Below are 17921 nucleotides of genomic sequence, written 5' to 3'. Positions count from 1 at the left end.
GTAGGTATAATTTCAACCGGCATTTTCATGTATGGATGCACCATTTGTAGTTTTCGTGTAAAATTAGGAAATAAAACTTTTTATAAGGCAGGTACGAAAATGAAAATAGCTATTGTTACTGATAGTACGGCATATATACCGAAGCAAATTCGTGATGAACTCAATATATATATGATTCCATTAAACGTTGTGTTTGGAACAGAATCTTATCAAGAAGAAGCTGAAATTTCAGCAGATGATTTTTATGTGAAAGTACGTGAACAAGAGGAACTTCCAAAAACTTCTCAACCAGCAATCGGAAAGTTTGTTGAGCTATATGAAGAACTAGCTAAAGATTATGATGCAGTTATTAGTATTCACCTATCAAGTGGAATTAGTGGTACATATCAAACATCAACGACAGCTGGACAGATGGTAGAGGGTATTGATGTGTACACGTATGACTCTGAAATTAGTTGTGAAGTACAAGGATTTTATGTGCGTGAAGGTGCAAAGTTAGCAAGTGAAGGAAAGAATCCAAAAGAGATTATCGCTCGTTTTGATGAAATGAAGAAAACAATGGACGCCTATTTTGTAGTTGATGATTTACATCATTTACAGCGTGGTGGTCGATTGAATAGCGCACAAGCTTTCATCGGCAGTCTGTTACAAGTGAAGCCAGTTTTATATTTTAGAGATAAAATCATTATTCCGTTTGAAAAGATTCGTACACGTAAAAAAGCATTAAAACGTATCATTGAAATTTTTGATGAGCAAGCAAGTAAAGGTGTACCTATGGAAGCAGTTATCATTCATGCACAACGTGAAGAAGAAGCGAATGAATGGAAGAAAGAATTAGAAGCAAAATATCCTCACGTCACAATTCGTACAGGTTATTTTGGAGCTGTAATTGGTACGCACTTAGGTGAAGGTGCATTAGGTCTTGGATGGTATACGAAGTAATAAAGATATAAAAAGCTCTCTTTTTAAGAGGGTTTTTTTACGGGTATGTTACGTTTAGTTGACAAGTTAATATTTGGAAATGGTAAAATGTACGTAAAATAAAATAATGAGGAAAGTTTTATAACTTACTTTTTACAAGGAACTATATTATAATGGAAGAGAGGTGAAACATATGGAGCATAATTCTTGTTTATGTCCAAAGTTTGAGTCAGCTTTTACTCTGCTTAGTAAGAAGTGGACTGGCTTAATTATTAAATCTTTGCTTGAAGAGTCGAAACGTTTTAGAGAAATCGCAGATATTATCCCAAATATGAGCGATCGTATGTTGTCAGAGCGTTTGAAGGAATTGGAAAGCGAGGGCATTGTAGTTCGTAATGTCTATCCAGAAGTACCAGTTCGAATCGAGTATGGCTTAACTGACAAGGGAAAAGCGTTAGAAAGTGTTATGGATGAGGTCCAAAATTGGGCTGAGAAATGGATGAAGTAGCATTTCATTTCTATTCGTATATTTAATAAAACGTAAGGGATTCCTTACGTTTTTTCTTTGTTTATAGAAGTAAGAAAAGTATATAAATTTCTACACACACATACAAAAATATACGAATTTTGCACTATAGTCACATATAATATTACATTTGTTTTACAAAAACGTAACATTAGCAAAAAAAATCCCGAATTATGGTATAAATTTTATAGGTTATATACGGAAAAAGAAAAAAGAAAGCGGTGTAAAAAATAAAATGAAAAAGCTAAAAATGACATCTTGCGCATTAGTTGCAGGGTTAATGTTTTCAGGGCTAACACCAAATGTATTTGCAGAAGATAAAATTTCTGACGTGAAATCACAAATTAATACACAAAATGACACTTTACATAAACAACAACAAGAACGTGATGAATTACAAAAACAAATGAATGACTTAAACAAAACAATTCAAGGTTTAGATAAATCTGTTCAAGAGAATGCTGCAAAGCTTGATGAAACAACGAAAAAAGTTTCTGATACTGAGCAATTAATTGAAAAGAAAAATAAAGATATTGCAGAATTACAAACAAAGATTGCAAAACGTGAAGAGCTATTAAGAAAGCGTTTAGTTGCACTTCAAGAACAACCAAATACGAACGTTGTAACAGAAGTTCTTGTAAACTCTAAAAACGTTGCAGATTTAGTTGATCGTTTAACTTCTGTTTCTAAAATTCTTGAGTCTGATGAAGATATCATGAAAACACAACAAGAAGATCAAGCTAGTGTGAAAAAAGATGTTGCAACGGTAAAAGAGAAACAAAAAGAATTAAAAGAAGCACAAGCTCAAATTGAAACTGCTAAGAAAGAACTTGACGCTGAAAAAGAGAAAAAAGCAACAGCGGTAAACGATTTAAGCAGTAAAATGGATACAGTTGTAACTTCAATGACAAGTACGGAAGGTCAATTGAAAGAGCTTGAGAAACAAGCGTTACAATTACAACGCATTGCAGAAGAAGAAGCACAAGCAAAAGCTGCACAAGAAGCTGCTGCTCAAAAACAAGCAGAGCAAGCTGCTAAAGCTGCGCAAGCTCAGCCAGCACAAGCACCTGCAGAGCAAGCTGCACCAGCAAACAATGGTGGACAAGCTCAAAAAGAAGAGCCTAAAAAAGAAGAACCTAAAAAAGAGGCACCTAAAGCAGAAAAGAAAACACCAGAGCAAAACCCAGCACCAACTCCACCGGATACTGGCGTAATTGGTAAAGCTAAGCAATACTTAGATATGCCATATGTTTGGGGTAGTGCATCTCCATCAAACGGTGGTTTTGACTGTAGTGGATTCATTTCTTACATCTTTGGTGTAGGTCGTCAAGACGTTAATGGTTACTGGAACTCAGTTTCTAAAGTAAGTAGCCCACAACCAGGAGACTTAGTATTCTTCCAAGGTACTTACAAAGCAGGCCCATCTCACATCGGTATTTACGTTGGTAATGGCCAAATGATCCATGCTAGTGATAAAGGAATTGCGTACGGTGATATTAACAGTTCGTATAACAAAAAACATTTCTTAGGATACGGTCGATTCTAGGATTTATAAAAGAATAAAACATGTGTATAAAGTCGATAGCTTACTATTCTATAAGTAGGTTATCGGCTTTTTTGAGTTTTTACGAGATGATGAGAAAGGTTTATAGTAGTGCTGGAGGTGATTGTTGATGCTAGCGGGGAAACAGTTGCTATTAGACGAACTTTCTTCAGATTTACAGAGGGAATTAAATGATTTGAAAAAGAAGGGAGAGGTCGTGTGTGTACAAGGTGTAAAAAAGAAGGCTTCTAAATATGTATGTCAGCGCTGTGGAAATATAGAGCAGCGACTATTTGCGTCGTTTTTATGTAAAACGTGTAGTAAAGTGTGCACATATTGCCGAAAGTGTATAACGATGGGGAGGGTAAGTGAATGTGCTGTACTTGTTCGCGGGATTGGTGAAAGAAAGAGAGAAAAGAATTTAAACTTGTTACAGTGGAACGGGACGTTGTCTGCTGGACAAGATTTTGCGGCGCAAGGAGTTATAGAGGCCATTAAGCAAAAAGAATCCTTTTTTATTTGGGCTGTATGCGGGGCTGGGAAAACAGAGATGTTGTTTTACGGAATTAACGAAGCGCTTCAAAAAGGGGAAAGAGTTTGTATCGCAACGCCGAGAACGGATGTTGTTCTAGAATTAGCACCGAGATTGCAAGAAGTATTTCCATATATAAAGGTAGCGGCTTTATATGGAGGGAGTGTGGATAAAGAAAAAGATGCAGTACTAGTGGTTGCAACGACGCATCAATTGTTACGTTATTATAGAGCGTTTCATGTCATGATTGTAGATGAAATTGATGCCTTCCCGTATCACGCAGATCAAATGTTACAGTATGCGGTGCGACAAGCGATGAAAGAAAAAGCGGCGCGTATTTATTTAACTGCGACTCCAGATGAAACGTGGAAGCGAAAACTTAAACAAGGTAAACAAAAAGGTGTTATTGTTTCTGGACGATATCATCGTCATCCTTTACCAGTTCCTTTATTTTGTTGGTGCGGGAATTGGAAAAAAAACCTCATTCATAAAAGAATTCCTCGAGTTTTACTACAGTGGTTACAAACATACTTAAATAAAAAATTCCCTATTTTTTTATTCGTCCCCCATGTGCGATATATAGAAGAAATAAGCTTGTTGTTAAAACCATTAAACAATCGAATTGAAGGTGTACATGCAGAAGATCCGGGGAGAAAAGAAAAAATAGCGGCTTTCAGAAACGGAGAAATCCCATTATTAGTTACAACGACAATTTTAGAGCGAGGCGTAACGGTGAAAAATTTGCAAGTCGCAGTTTTAGGGGCGGAAGAAGAAATATTCTCAGAAAGTGCACTCGTACAAATTGCGGGTCGAGCAGGGCGGAGCTCTGAAGCGCCGTATGGAGAGGTTATTTATTTTCACTATGGTAAGACAGAAGCGATGGTGCGCGCGAAAAAACATATTCAAGGTATGAATAAAAATGCGAAAGAACAAGGATTGATCGATTGATGCATTGTTTACTTTGTGATGAGTGTTTTGTAGAAAAGATTAGTTGGTACACTTTTTTTGTAAAGTGTCATAGAAAATATATATGTGATAGATGCGAGCAGAAACTCTCCTATATTATAGGAGCGATTTGCAAGGAGTGCGGGAGACCTTTAGAGGATTTGCCTTCCGAATATAAAGAAAATGATATTTGTATGGATTGCGTAAGATGGATAAATGAGGAGAAGTATCGTCCTTTTAAAAATCGTTCTTTGCATGTGTACGATGATGAGATGAAAGAAATAGTAGCACAGTTTAAGTTTCGAGGAGATGCGGAGTTAGTTCGTATTTTTCATCAATCCTTTCGAGAGCTATTTCAAAAGTATTTTACGAACGTTTCAACCGTTATAGCTGTTCCGCTTAGTAAGGAAAGGGAAGTTGAACGTGGTTTTAATCAAGCTGAGTTATTAGCAACTTGTTTGCCTGTCAAAATTTCTTATCCATCATTAAGAAGAAGGGAAACAGAAAAGCAAAGTAAGAAGACACGTAAAGAAAGGGTGTCAGGAAGCAATCCTTTTTATTTTCAGGGAGAAGAGATGTTTTCTGGACAACATATTTTACTCGTTGATGACGTGTATACGACAGGAATTACAGTTAGGCAAATCGGAAGTTTGTTATATGAGAGAGGGGCAAGGGAAGTATCTAGTTTGACACTTTGTAGAAGTTAATATGGCAGTGTCGAAAGGGATAATAAAAAGGCGATAAGTCTTCTTTGACTTCATATGTTGTCATTCGTTATAGTCAAAATATGGGGCGAATGCCCTGATTTTTAGAGTGAAGGGAATGGAATGAACATGCAAGGAAGAGTGAAATGGTTCAATGCAGAAAAGGGATTTGGGTTTATTGAGCGTGAAGATGGTGACGATGTATTTGTCCATTTTTCTGCTATTCAACAAGATGGGTTTAAGTCATTAGAAGAAGGGCAACAAGTAGAGTTTGACATTGTAGATGGAGCACGTGGACCACAAGCAGCTAATGTTGTGAAACTGTAGGGGATATTGTTTTTGGAAGAGAAAGCTGCGTTTGTGGCAACGTTATATATATGTAGTAGAACCTCTTGTTTTTCGCAAGGGGTTTTTGTTATAGGGTAAGTTGTCAAAAAGTTGTTTCTTTTCTGTAACGAATTGTCCACAGAAATATTCGTTATTCACGATGTTAATAGGATAAAATAAAGATAGAAACGATGCATCTTTTCATTTCAACAAAAAACGATAAAAAAATCGCAATTCCACTAATTTTTTTAAAAAAGTTAGAAGGAGTTTTTAAGCCAATGTCGAAATTATAGTATATAGGCTTGAAAGGAGGAATTCATCTATGAAATTCAACATTCGTGGTGAAAATATTGAAGTAACTCCAGCATTAAAGGAATATGTAGAGAAAAAACTAAGTAAGTTAGAGCGTTATTTTGATACATTCCCAGAGATTAAAGTTAATTTAAAAGTATACTCTGACAAGCAACGTGTCGAGGTAACAATCCCATTTACTGATTTATTACTTCGTGCAGAAGAAACTAATAGCGATATGTACGCTGCTATCGATTTAGTAGTTGATAAAATTGAGCGACAAATTCGTAAACATAAAACAAAAGTAAATCGTAAGTTACGTGAGAAAGGTTCTATAAAAACGAACTTTATCCTTCCAGAAGCAGTAGCTGTTTTGGATGAGGTAGAAGAAGATGAATTAGAACTTGTACGTACAAAACGATTCGATTTAAAACCGATGGACGTTGAAGAGGCAATCCTACAAATGGATATGCTAGGACATAATTTCTTCGTCTTCACAAATGCTGATACAAACGAAACTAATGTTGTATATGGCCGTAAAGATGGGAAATACGGTTTAATCGAAACTAAATAATAATTCGAAAGCGTAGCCGAAATGGCTGCGCTTTTTTTGCTGAAAATAGATTTTTAAAAAACTTTTCTTAATTTAGAACGAGACATTCGGCCGATTGTTGTCATAGTTATAAGACAAGTGTTACAATTATCATTAGGTATATACATTTTAGTTTTTTTAATTAGGAGAAAAATTGGCATAACATACATTTGATTGTTATAACGACTGATTGTAATAGAGAAAAAGAAAACAATCGGAAGTTTTATTTTAATAAAAAGAGGAGCGTATTTCCTATGATCGGTATTTTAAAAAAGGTGTTTGATGTAAACCAACGCCAAATTAAACGTATGCAGAAAACAGTTGAGCAAATTGATGCATTAGAGTCATCTATTAAGCCACTAACTGATGAACAATTAAAAGGAAAGACGCTTGAATTTAAAGAACGTCTAACAAAAGGTGAAACAGTAGATGATCTACTACCTGAAGCTTTCGCGGTTGTTCGCGAAGCGGCAACTCGTGTTCTTGGAATGCGTCCATATGGCGTACAGTTAATGGGTGGTATTGCCTTACATGAAGGGAATATTTCTGAGATGAAAACGGGTGAAGGTAAAACGTTAACGTCTACATTACCTGTATATTTAAATGCTTTAACAGGAAAAGGTGTTCACGTTGTTACAGTCAATGAATACTTAGCACAACGTGATGCGAATGAAATGGGACAACTTCATGAGTTCCTAGGCTTAACAGTAGGAATTAACTTAAATAGTATGTCACGCGAAGAGAAACAAGAGGCTTATGCTGCTGATATTACGTATAGCACAAATAATGAGCTTGGATTCGATTACTTACGTGATAACATGGTTTTATATAAAGAGCAGTGCGTTCAACGTCCACTTCACTTTGCTATTATCGATGAAGTCGATTCTATTTTAGTCGATGAAGCACGTACGCCGCTTATTATTTCAGGACAAGCTCAAAAATCAACAGAGCTATACATGTTTGCAAATGCATTTGTTCGTACGTTAGAAAATGAAAAAGATTATTCCTTTGATGTGAAAACGAAAAATGTAATGTTAACAGAAGATGGTATTACGAAAGCAGAGAAAGCTTTCCATATTGAAAACTTATTCGATTTAAAACATGTAGCACTTCTTCACCATATTAATCAGGGGCTTCGTGCACACGTTGTTATGCACCGTGATACAGATTATGTTGTACAAGAAGGTGAAATCGTAATTGTAGACCAATTTACTGGTCGTCTTATGAAAGGTCGTCGTTATAGCGAAGGATTACACCAAGCGATTGAAGCAAAAGAAGGTGTAGAAATTCAAAATGAAAGCATGACGCTTGCAACAATTACATTCCAGAACTACTTCCGTATGTATGAAAAATTATCTGGTATGACTGGTACAGCGAAAACAGAGGAAGAGGAATTCCGTAACATTTACAATATGAACGTTATTGTAATTCCGACAAACAAACCGATTATTCGTGATGATCGTGCCGATTTAATCTTTAAATCAATGGAAGGTAAATTCAATGCTGTTGTTGAGGATATTGTAAATCGTCATAAACAAGGGCAACCTGTTCTTGTAGGTACAGTTGCAATTGAAACTTCAGAGCTTATTTCAAAAATGTTAACGCGTAAAGGTGTACGTCATAACATCTTAAATGCGAAAAACCATGCACGTGAAGCTGATATTATTGCGGAAGCAGGTATGAAAGGTGCTGTAACGATTGCAACGAATATGGCTGGTCGTGGTACAGATATTAAGCTTGGAGATGATGTAAAAATCTTCGGTCTAGCAGTTATCGGTACAGAACGACATGAAAGCCGTCGTATTGATAATCAGTTACGTGGTCGTGCCGGTCGTCAAGGGGACCCTGGTGTGACGCAGTTCTACTTATCAATGGAAGATGAATTAATGCGCCGATTTGGTTCAGATAATATGAAAGCAATGATGGACCGCCTTGGTATGGATGATTCACAGCCGATTGAAAGTAAAATGGTTTCTCGTGCGGTAGAATCTGCACAAAAACGTGTTGAAGGAAATAACTATGATGCACGTAAGCAGTTATTACAATACGATGATGTACTTCGTCAGCAACGTGAAGTTATTTATAAGCAACGTCAAGAGGTTATGGAATCGGAAAACTTACGTGGCATTATTGAAGGTATGATGAAATCTACAGTAGAACGTGCTGTTGCCCTTCATACACAAGAGGAAATTGAAGAAGATTGGAACATTAAAGGTCTTGTTGACTACTTAAATACAAACCTTCTTCAAGACGGAGATGTAAAAGAAGAAGAATTACGTCGCCTTGCTCCTGAGGAAATGAGCGAACCGATTATGGCGAAATTAATAGAGCGTTACAATGACAAAGAAAAGCTTATGCCAGAAGAGCAAATGCGTGAGTTTGAGAAAGTTGTTGTATTCCGCGTTGTAGATACGAAATGGACAGAGCATATTGATGCGATGGATCACCTTCGTGAAGGTATTCATTTGCGTGCTTACGGTCAAATCGATCCACTTCGTGAGTACCAAATGGAAGGGTTCGCGATGTTCGAGTCAATGGTTGCTTCTATTGAAGAGGAAATTTCTCGTTACATTATGAAAGCTGAAATTGAACAAAACTTAGAACGTCAAGAAGTTGTTCAAGGTGAAGCTGTTCATCCTTCTAGCGATGGCGAAGAAGCAAAGAAAAAGCCAGTTGTAAAAGGTGACCAAGTGGGCCGCAACGATTTATGTAAATGTGGTAGCGGTAAAAAATATAAAAACTGCTGTGGTATCGTTCAGTAATATAGGACGGTAGCTTTGGCTGTTTTGCAAACTTTTATATCAAAAATGTATAATTAAGAAGGATTAAACTCTCTCCGTAATAAGTGGAGAGAGTTTCCCTTGTTTTCATACGAAAGTAACAGCAATTACATAGAGGTGAAGGAAATGGAATTAGTAGAAATTAGACAGGAATTAGAGAAAATGGCTAAGCGATTAGCGGCTTTTAGGGGGTCTCTTTGACCTCCCTACTAAGGAGAAACAAATTGCAGAATTAGAAGAGAAAATGATGGGCGCAGGATTTTGGGATGACCAACAAGGCGCACAAGCTGTAATTAATGAAGCGAATGCGTTAAAAGATATGGTTGGAAAGTTCCGTCAGTTAGATGAGACGTTCGAAAATTTAGAAATCACGCATGAGCTTTTAAAAGAAGAGTATGATGAAGATTTACATGAGGAATTAGAATCAGAAGTAAAAGGCTTAATTCAAGAAATGAATGAGTATGAGCTTCAGTTACTATTAAGTGATCCTTATGATAAAAATAATGCGATTTTAGAATTACATCCAGGTGCAGGTGGAACTGAGTCACAAGACTGGGGTTCTATGTTATTACGTATGTACACACGCTGGGCTGAAAAACGCGGATTCAAAGTAGAAACGGTTGATTATTTACCAGGTGATGAAGCTGGTATTAAGAGTGTAACTTTATTAATTAAAGGTCATAACGCTTACGGTTACTTAAAAGCAGAGAAAGGTGTACATCGTCTTGTACGTATTTCACCATTCGATTCTTCAGGGCGCCGTCATACATCGTTCGTATCTTGTGAAGTTGTACCAGAGTTCAATGATGAAGTTGAAATCGAAGTACGTACAGAAGACTTAAAAATTGATACGTACCGAGCAAGTGGAGCTGGTGGGCAGCACGTAAATACGACAGATTCAGCAGTTCGTATTACACATACACCGACAAATACGGTTGTAACATGTCAGTCGGAGCGTTCTCAAATTAAAAACCGTGAGCATGCGATGAAAATGTTAAAAGCGAAATTATATCAAAAGAAACTAGAAGAGCAACAAGCAGAATTAGATGAAATTCGCGGAGAGCAAAAAGAAATCGGATGGGGTAGCCAAATCCGTTCTTACGTATTCCACCCGTATTCTCTTGTAAAAGACCATCGTACAAATACGGAGGTTGGTAACGTACAAGCTGTTATGGATGGAGAGATTGATCCATTTATTGATGCTTACTTACGTTCTCGCATCTAATAAGCGAAAAAAAGCCAACGAAATTGTTGGCGCATGCTGAGGACAATAGAGGATATAAAGAATTTGATTCTATTTTTATAGATGAAGTAAAGAGGAAGAGAAGTTGGAAACGACAACTTCTCTTTTTGATGGGATTATATGTAGATTACAATGCTGTATATTGTTTTGTAAAAAGTAGAGAATAGTAAAATAGAGCGGTAATAGGGTAAAGATTTATATAGAATTTTTCTAATTTTCCTTTTAAAAAGGATACTTTATAGAAGTTTTTTAAGCTGTTCACAGAATTGAAACAACTTATGAAAGCTTTATTTTATCAAGGTTCTCACTGTATTTTTGAGGAATATGAAATACACCTTAGTTTTTCTATATAAAGATAATGCTTATAATGAAAATGAGTGTGTTAGGAATAAAAAGAATATCAACAATGGGGAGCGATAGAAGTGAAAAAGAAATTGTTGGCTATTGCGCTAGGGACATCGGTTGTTTTTGCTTTAGGAGCATGCGGAAATAAAGAAGAGAGTAAGTCTTCGAAACAGTCTGCAAGCACAGACAGCGCAGAACAAATTTTCCAAAGAAGTTGTGCGGGATGTCACGCAACAGATTTATCAGGGGCAACTGGACCTGATTTAAGAAAAGTAGGCGGTAAGTACGACGCTGCAGATATCGAAGAGATTATTAAAAAAGGCCGTGGTTCAATGTCACCAGGACTTATTCAAGGTGAAGATGTGAAAAAAGTATCTGAATGGTTAGCTGAACATAAATAAAAAGGTGAAATGGGCGAGTTGATAATATAGTCAGCTCGTTTTCCTTTTTTCTGGTATGTAACATAACTGTAACAAAAATGTATCCAAATTGGAAACCGTTTGATGTTACAATGGGGTTTGTAGAATTTTGCTGAAATATATTACATAGAGTGGTATTGCTTATGAGAAAGCATAAGTAAACTACCTTCAACAAGGATGACTAAATGAAAATGAAGGATGTCTTTTATTTTCAGATGTACAGAAAAGTATTTCGAAAAAAATCATTAAGTATTGGGTGATAAATAATGATAAAAATGACGAATGTTTATAAGGAGTACCCGAATGGTATGAAAGCCATTGCTGGTCTTACAGTTAACATTAAACAAGGTGAATTCGTATACGTAGTTGGACCGAGTGGAGCCGGGAAATCTACATTTATTAAAATGATGTATCGTGAAGAGAAACCATCTACAGGATCTATTAATGTAAATGGACTTACTATCGAAACATTGGCAGAAAGAGACGTTCCGTATTTCCGTCGCCAATTAGGCGTAATTTTCCAAGATTTCAAATTGCTACCTAAATTAACGGTATATGAGAATGTTTCGTTTGCTTTAGAAGTAATTGAAGAAGAACCAGATGCAATTCGTGAGCGTGTAACAGAAGTTCTAGGTCTTGTAGGCCTTGAAGATCGTGCAGACGCACTTCCAAGTGAGCTTTCGGGCGGGGAGCAACAACGTGTGGCTATTGCAAGAGCAATTGTAAATAGACCAAAGGTTGTAATTGCCGATGAGCCAACAGGTAACTTAGATATTGAAACAGCTCTTGATATTATGAATATTTTTACTCGCATTAATGAGCGCGGCACAACGATTGTTATGGCGACGCATAATGCAGATATCGTAAATACAATCCGTCATCGTGTAATCGCGATTGAAGGCGGAAAAATTGTTCGAGATGAGATTGAGGGAGGATACGGATATGAAGGCTAAGACCCTTAGTCGACATTTGCGAGAAGGTGTAAAGAATCTATCACGTAACGGATGGATGACATTTGCTTCTGTTAGTGCAGTAACAGTTACATTATTACTTGTAGGTGTCTTTTTAACAGCGATTATGAATATGAACCATTTTGCGACGAAAGTAGAGCAAGATGTAGAGATTCGTGTACACATTGATCCAGCTGCAAAAGAAGCGGATCAAAAGAAATTAGAAGAAGATATGAGTAAGATTGCAAAAGTAGATTCTATTAAATATTCTTCTAAAGAAGAAGAGTTAAAACGTTTAATTAAAAGCTTAGGTGATAGTGGAAAAACGTTTGAGTTATTTGAACAAGATAACCCACTTAAAAACGTATTCGTTGTAAAAGCGAAAGAACCAACCGATACAGCGACAATCGCGAAGAAGGTTGAAAAAATGCAGTTTGTTAGTAATGTTCAGTACGGAAAAGGGCAAGTTGAACGATTATTTGATACTGTAAAAACTGGTCGTAACATTGGGATTGCGTTAATTGCTGGTCTTTTATTCACAGCGATGTTCTTAATCTCTAATACAATTAAAATTACAATTTATGCTCGTAGTACAGAAATTGAAATTATGAAACTTGTTGGTGCAACAAACTGGTTTATTCGTTGGCCATTCTTGCTAGAGGGATTATTCTTAGGAGTATTAGGATCAATTATTCCAATTGGCCTAATTCTAATTACGTATAATTCGTTGCAAGGTGTGTTTAATGAAAAACTTGGCGGAACAATTTTCGAGCTTCTACCATACAGTCCGTTCGTATTCCAATTAGCTGGTTTACTAGTGTTAATCGGTGCTTTAATCGGTATGTGGGGAAGTGTAATGTCAATTCGTCGCTTCTTAAAAGTATAAAAAGTTGCAAACATAATTCGTACAAGCTTATCATATAGTAGAAATAGGTAAAGGCATCACACACTGTGTGATGCCTTTTGCTACACCACCTGTGTGTTTTGGAAAGGGGAATTCCGCATTGAAACGTAGAGTTGCAATTATTGGAATGGTTGTTGCATTTTTAATTGGTGCTGGCGGAATGTTTGCAGGCATGTCTGTATTTGGGGTTAACCCATCAGAAGTAACGCAAACAATTTCGAGTGGGAATGCTAGCACTGCGCAAGGGAATTTGGCAAAAATTAATGAGGCGTATGCACTAATTGATTCACGTTATGTGGAAGACGTGAAAGATGAAAAGTTAGTTGAAGGTGCAATACAAGGTATGTTGTCTACGCTGAAGGACCCTTATTCCACGTATATGGATAAAGAAACAGCCAAACAGTTTAGTGAATCGCTTGATCCCGAATTAGAGGGGATTGGGGCTGAGGTGAACAAGACGGACGGTAAGCTTATTATCGTATCGCCAATTAAAGGTTCACCAGCAGAAAAGATAGGAATTAAACCGAATGACCAAATTTTATCTGTAGATGGAAACAGTGTGAAAGACTTATCACGTGAAGAAGCAGTATTAAAAATTCGTGGTAAAAAGGGAACGACTGTCGCAATTGAAATTAAACGTGCGGGAGTAACTGATCCGATTGTATTTAAAATTAAGCGTGAAAAGATTCCGATCTTTACAGTGTTTAGTTCTGTGAAGCAAGAGAGCGGAAAAGATATCGGTTATATGCAAATCACTTCTTTTGCTGAAAATACAGCGAAAGAATTTAAGGATCAGTTAAAAGAGTTAGAGAAGAAAAATATAAAAGGCTTAGTTATTGATGTGCGTGGTAATCCTGGTGGCTACTTAAATAGTGTAGAAGATATACTAGGGGAAATTATGACGAATAAAAAGCCGATGCTACAAGTAGAGCAGCGAAATGGTGAGAAGAAGAAATTCTCTACAGAACTGAAAGAGAGAAAACCATATCCAATTTCAGTATTAATTGATAATGGAAGTGCTTCTGCTTCAGAGATTTTAGCGGGTGCGCTAAAAGAAGGAGAAGGATACGATTTAATTGGTGAAAAGACATTTGGTAAAGGTACTGTCCAGCAAGCTGTTCCATTTAAAGACGGCAGCAACATTAAATTAACGATGTTTAAATGGTTAACACCGGATGGGAACTGGATTCATAAAAAAGGAATCGCGCCAACAGTAGAAGTGAAGCAACCAAATTATTATCATGCGACACCAATTCAAATTGAAAAAACACTTTCATACAATTCAAATGATGTACAAGTAAAACATGCTCAAGAAATGCTTAAGAGCTTAGGGTATGTACCAGGTCGTGAAGATGGATACTTTAGTAAAGAGACAGAATCGGCTCTGAAAGCATTCCAAAATGCAAATGAGATGGAAGCGACAGGACAGCTTGATAAAAAGACAGCTGAAGCGATTCAAACTAAAATTATCGAAAAAATCCGTTCTGGAGAAAATGATCTACAATTACAGTCAGCATTAAAATTAATGGCAAAATAAGAAGAAATACAGGCAGTTTGCTGCCTGTATTTTTTTGTGTTAAACAAACGTTTGTTTAGTTATGATAATATAAAAAGAAAGAATGATATAAATGGTGGTGAATGAGTTCATGGAGGCGTGGATTTTTGAAATAATGCGGGCAGTTGGACGTTTTTTCTTACACCCTGCTGTCTATATATTTGTAATAAGTAGTATCTTCGTTGGATACTTACGTATGTTAAGAGAACGAAAAGATTTTTCTTTTAAAGTTTATGATATTTGGTTTGAACTGCGAACCTCTCTATTTGCAGGGATTGGATATGGATTAGTAGTGTCTATTGTTACGATTGGGCTTGGACTTGTTGTTTCTAAAGCAAGCTTATGGGCCATTTTAATTTGGACGTTACTATTTGGATTAACGGCTATGTATCGATATTTATCGGCAGCTTATACATTTAGCATTGCGATTGTATGTGTTCTATTATCTTCTAAGCTACCAGTTTCCTTTTTACAGCTTCGAGAAGGTGAAGAGAGTACCATTGTATCCCTTGTTATTTTACTAGGCGTGATGCTTATTGTAGAAGGCTTATTGATTTCTAAAAACGCAGTAGGATATTCGACGCCGAAGATTAGGAAGGGGAAGCGTGGATTAAAGATTGGTTTACACGAATCAAAGCGTTTATGGATCGTTCCTATTTTTATTCTTGTACCGGGTGATGCGGTAACGCAGTTTATTTCATGGTGGCCTATCGTTTCAATAGGGTCAAATACATATTCTCTATTCCTCGTTCCATTTTTAATTGGATTTATGAGAAAGATTAAAAGTTATGAGCCGACGGAAGCTTTATTATTTACAGGAAGACGTGTTTATGGGTTAGCGGGACTTGTGCTCGTTTTAGGAATCGCAAGCTACTGGTGGCACGTACTTGCAATTATCGCGATGGGAGTCGCTATGCTTGGGCGTTTCACAATTTCGATGCAAGAAAAAATTGCCGATGAAACAAGACCAGCGTATTTTGCTGCACGCAATGATGGGCTCGTTGTATTAGATACAATTCCAAATACAATTGGAGCAGAGCTGAAATTACTTCCTGGAGAAATTATTACGAAAGTAAATGGAGTCATTCCAAAAAGCGCCGAGGAATTTTATGATGCGCTTCAAACGAAGACGACAGGAGCATTTTGTAAATTAGAAGTATTAGATACAAATGGTGAGCTTCGTCTTGCACAAACTGCATTATATGCTGGTGGACATCACGAATTAGGTATTGTATTCGTTGAACAGGAGCATGAGTGGGATTCGGAAGCGATGTAATAGAAGGAATGGTATCACCTTGTGGTGGTACCTTTTTTTTGTTTTTTGGGGGGAGGATAGTTAGTAAATGAAATTTATATCGGCGATTATCCGAATATATCAGTGCAACTTGAAATATATCGGCGATTTTGCAAATATATCAGCGCAACTCGAAATATATCGGCGATTATTCGAATATATTGACTTTCCGGCAAAAAAAGACAACTGTCGGAAAGCTTATTTTCAGTTTCATAGACGGATAACTTGAATAATTATTTGATAATGGTTATCATTTAGTGAGTCTTTTTAATTTTGGAAAATGGAGGTAAGATATGCTGCGTAAATTTTTCTCGTACTATAAACCATATAAAGGTTTATTTATACTCGACTTTTCTTGTGCGGTTGTCGCAGGATTATTAGAACTTGGCTTCCCGCTTATCGTAAATCAATTTATTGATAAGTTATTGCCAGGGCAAAACTGGACGCTTATTTTATGGGCCTGTTTCGGTTTACTCGCAGTTTATATGTTAAATGCAGGCTTACAATATGTCGTTACATATTGGGGACATATGCTTGGTGTTAACATTGAAACAGATATGAGGCAGAAATTATTTGATCATATTCAAAAGCTATCATTTAGATTTTTTGACAATAATAAAACAGGTCATTTAATTTCACGCCTTACAAACGATTTAATGGAAATTGGGGAAATTGCTCACCATGGACCAGAAGATTTATTTATCGCCGTAATGACTTTAGTTGGGGCATTCTCATTTATGATGATGATCAACTGGAAGTTAGCGTTATTAACGTTCTTCGTCATTCCATTCCTATTATGGTTAGCACTTTACTTCAATAAAAAAATGACAGGTACATTTAGACGTTTATTCTCAGACGTTGCTGATTTTAATGCATGCATTGAGAACAATGTTGGGGGAATTCGTGTTGTACAAGCATTCGGAAATGAAAAGTTTGAGAAAGAGCAATTTGCTGTGAACAACGCTCGTTTCCGTACAACGAAATTAATGGCGTATAAAATTATGGCGTTAAATTCATCGATTAGTTATATGCTCATGCGTCTCGTAACGCTCTTCGTCTTAATATGCGGTACATGGTTTGTTCTGCAAGGAGAATTAACGTACGGTGGATTTATCGGATTCGTTCTATTAACGAATATTTTCTTCCGCCCAATTGAAAAAATTAACGCGGTAATCGAAAGCTATCCGAAAGGAATCGCCGGTTTTAAAAGATATGTAGAGCTTCTTGAAACAGAGCCTGACATTGTAGACTCTAAAGATGCAATGGAAGTTAAACATGTACATGGTGATATTCAATATAACAACATTACGTTCGGATATGAAAACAAAGAACCGATTTTAAATGACATTAGTTTGAAAATACATGCAGGTGAAACAGTGGCGTTCGTTGGACCATCAGGAGCTGGGAAAACGACGTTATGTAGCCTATTACCACGTTTTTATGAGCAATCATCTGGATCGATTCAAATTGATGGTATTGATACGAAAGATATGACGTTATCTTCACTTCGTAAGCAAATTGGAATTGTGCAGCAAGACGTGTTCTTATTCTCAGGAACAATTCGTGAAAATATTGCTTACGGAAATTTAAAAGCATCAGAAGCTGAAATTTGGCAGGCAGTAAAACGTGCGCAGTTAGAAGATTTAATTTACTCACAGCCGGACGGTTTAGATACTGTTATCGGTGAGCGCGGCGTGAAACTTTCAGGTGGACAGAAGCAGCGTCTAGCTATTGCTCGTATGTTCTTGAAAAACCCTCCAATTTTAATATTGGATGAAGCAACTTCTGCATTAGATACTGAGACAGAACTTGCAATTCAAAAATCGCTTGCGGAGCTATCTGTTGGTCGTACAACATTAGTTATCGCTCACAGACTTGCAACGATTAAAAATGCAGATCGCATCGTCGTTGTAAATAAAGATGGTATTGCAGAACAAGGTTCACATAATGAATTAATTGAGCAAGGCGGAGGATATAGTAGGTTATACGAAGCTCAGTTTAGTTCGTAAATATAATTTGTACTGAATTAGTGCACCATAAGTAGGTAAAA

At 36.7% G+C, this 17921-nt stretch carries 15 protein-coding genes; all 15 read left to right on the top strand.

What is annotated here, in order from left to right; all coding sequences use genetic code 11:
• Window positions 1-99: 99 nt before the first annotated feature.
• The 15 genes from F3I02_RS32740 (at window position 100) to F3I02_RS32670 (ending at window position 17880) form a co-directional block, all read left to right on the top strand.
• Window positions 100-942, top strand: coding sequence for a DegV family protein (locus tag F3I02_RS32740; protein ID WP_000684725.1), 843 nt, complete (start codon window positions 100-102; stop codon window positions 940-942).
• A 172-nt stretch (window positions 943-1114) separates the two neighbouring features.
• Complete coding sequence (locus F3I02_RS32735; RefSeq protein WP_000400857.1) at window positions 1115-1429, top strand: winged helix-turn-helix transcriptional regulator; 315 nt, start codon at window positions 1115-1117, stop codon at window positions 1427-1429.
• Between the two features lie 148 nt (window positions 1430-1577).
• Window positions 1578-2993, top strand: coding sequence for a coiled-coil domain-containing protein (locus F3I02_RS32730; protein WP_196478817.1), 1416 nt, complete (start codon window positions 1578-1580; stop codon window positions 2991-2993).
• A gap of 127 nt (window positions 2994-3120) precedes the next feature.
• On the top strand, window positions 3121-4470 hold the full coding sequence (gene comFA, locus F3I02_RS32725) for an ATP-dependent helicase ComFA (protein ID WP_196478816.1): 1350 nt from the start codon (window positions 3121-3123) through the stop codon (window positions 4468-4470).
• Window positions 4470-5174 (top strand): ComFC family protein, encoded by a 705-nt coding sequence (locus F3I02_RS32720; RefSeq protein WP_002164245.1) that lies wholly within the window; start codon window positions 4470-4472, stop codon window positions 5172-5174. Before comFA ends, F3I02_RS32720 begins: the two co-directional genes overlap by 1 nt.
• A gap of 126 nt (window positions 5175-5300) precedes the next feature.
• Complete coding sequence (cspC, locus tag F3I02_RS32715) at window positions 5301-5498, top strand: cold shock protein CspC (RefSeq protein WP_003303412.1); 198 nt, start codon at window positions 5301-5303, stop codon at window positions 5496-5498.
• 322 nt (window positions 5499-5820) lie between these two features.
• Window positions 5821-6363: a ribosome hibernation-promoting factor, HPF/YfiA family gene (gene hpf / locus F3I02_RS32710; protein WP_000671185.1), complete on the top strand. Its 543-nt coding sequence runs from the start codon at window positions 5821-5823 to the stop codon at window positions 6361-6363.
• Between the two features lie 272 nt (window positions 6364-6635).
• Window positions 6636-9143, top strand: a complete 2508-nt coding sequence (secA, locus tag F3I02_RS32705) for a preprotein translocase subunit SecA (RefSeq protein WP_000579370.1) — start codon at window positions 6636-6638, stop codon at window positions 9141-9143.
• A gap of 144 nt (window positions 9144-9287) precedes the next feature.
• Window positions 9288-10386 (top strand): peptide chain release factor 2 gene (gene prfB / locus F3I02_RS32700; RefSeq protein ID WP_096001716.1). Its coding sequence is split into 2 segments (ribosomal slippage): window positions 9288-9359 and window positions 9361-10386, totalling 1098 coding nucleotides; the frame shifts between segments, so codons are not numbered across the junction.
• Between the two features lie 440 nt (window positions 10387-10826).
• Window positions 10827-11150 (top strand): cytochrome c551, encoded by a 324-nt coding sequence (gene cccB / locus F3I02_RS32695; RefSeq protein WP_196478815.1) that lies wholly within the window; start codon window positions 10827-10829, stop codon window positions 11148-11150.
• Between the two features lie 284 nt (window positions 11151-11434).
• Window positions 11435-12121, top strand: a complete 687-nt coding sequence (gene ftsE / locus F3I02_RS32690; RefSeq protein ID WP_000594321.1) for a cell division ATP-binding protein FtsE — start codon at window positions 11435-11437, stop codon at window positions 12119-12121.
• The gene (ftsX, locus tag F3I02_RS32685) at window positions 12111-13004 is read left to right on the top strand and encodes a permease-like cell division protein FtsX (RefSeq protein WP_000645027.1); all 894 of its coding nucleotides are present in this window, start codon (window positions 12111-12113) and stop codon (window positions 13002-13004) included. Before ftsE ends, ftsX begins: the two co-directional genes overlap by 11 nt.
• A 118-nt stretch (window positions 13005-13122) precedes the next feature.
• Window positions 13123-14559, top strand: a complete 1437-nt coding sequence (locus tag F3I02_RS32680) for a S41 family peptidase (RefSeq protein ID WP_000830313.1) — start codon at window positions 13123-13125, stop codon at window positions 14557-14559.
• A gap of 109 nt (window positions 14560-14668) precedes the next feature.
• A complete protein-coding gene (locus F3I02_RS32675) occupies window positions 14669-15853 on the top strand; it encodes a PDZ domain-containing protein (protein WP_000388611.1) in 1185 nt (394 codons plus the stop codon).
• Window positions 15854-16164: 311 nt separating this feature from the next.
• Window positions 16165-17880: an ABC transporter ATP-binding protein gene (locus tag F3I02_RS32670; protein ID WP_000944620.1), complete on the top strand. Its 1716-nt coding sequence runs from the start codon at window positions 16165-16167 to the stop codon at window positions 17878-17880.
• The last annotated feature ends 41 nt before the right edge of the window (window positions 17881-17921 follow it).

Origin of the sequence: Bacillus sp. SRB3LM (assembly GCF_015712745.1) — a bacterium.
GTDB lineage: Bacteria > Bacillota > Bacilli > Bacillales > Bacillaceae_G > Bacillus_A > Bacillus_A thuringiensis_K.
The sequence above is the reverse complement of the archived record's forward strand: the minus strand, read 5'-3'. Positions and strand labels throughout refer to the sequence as shown.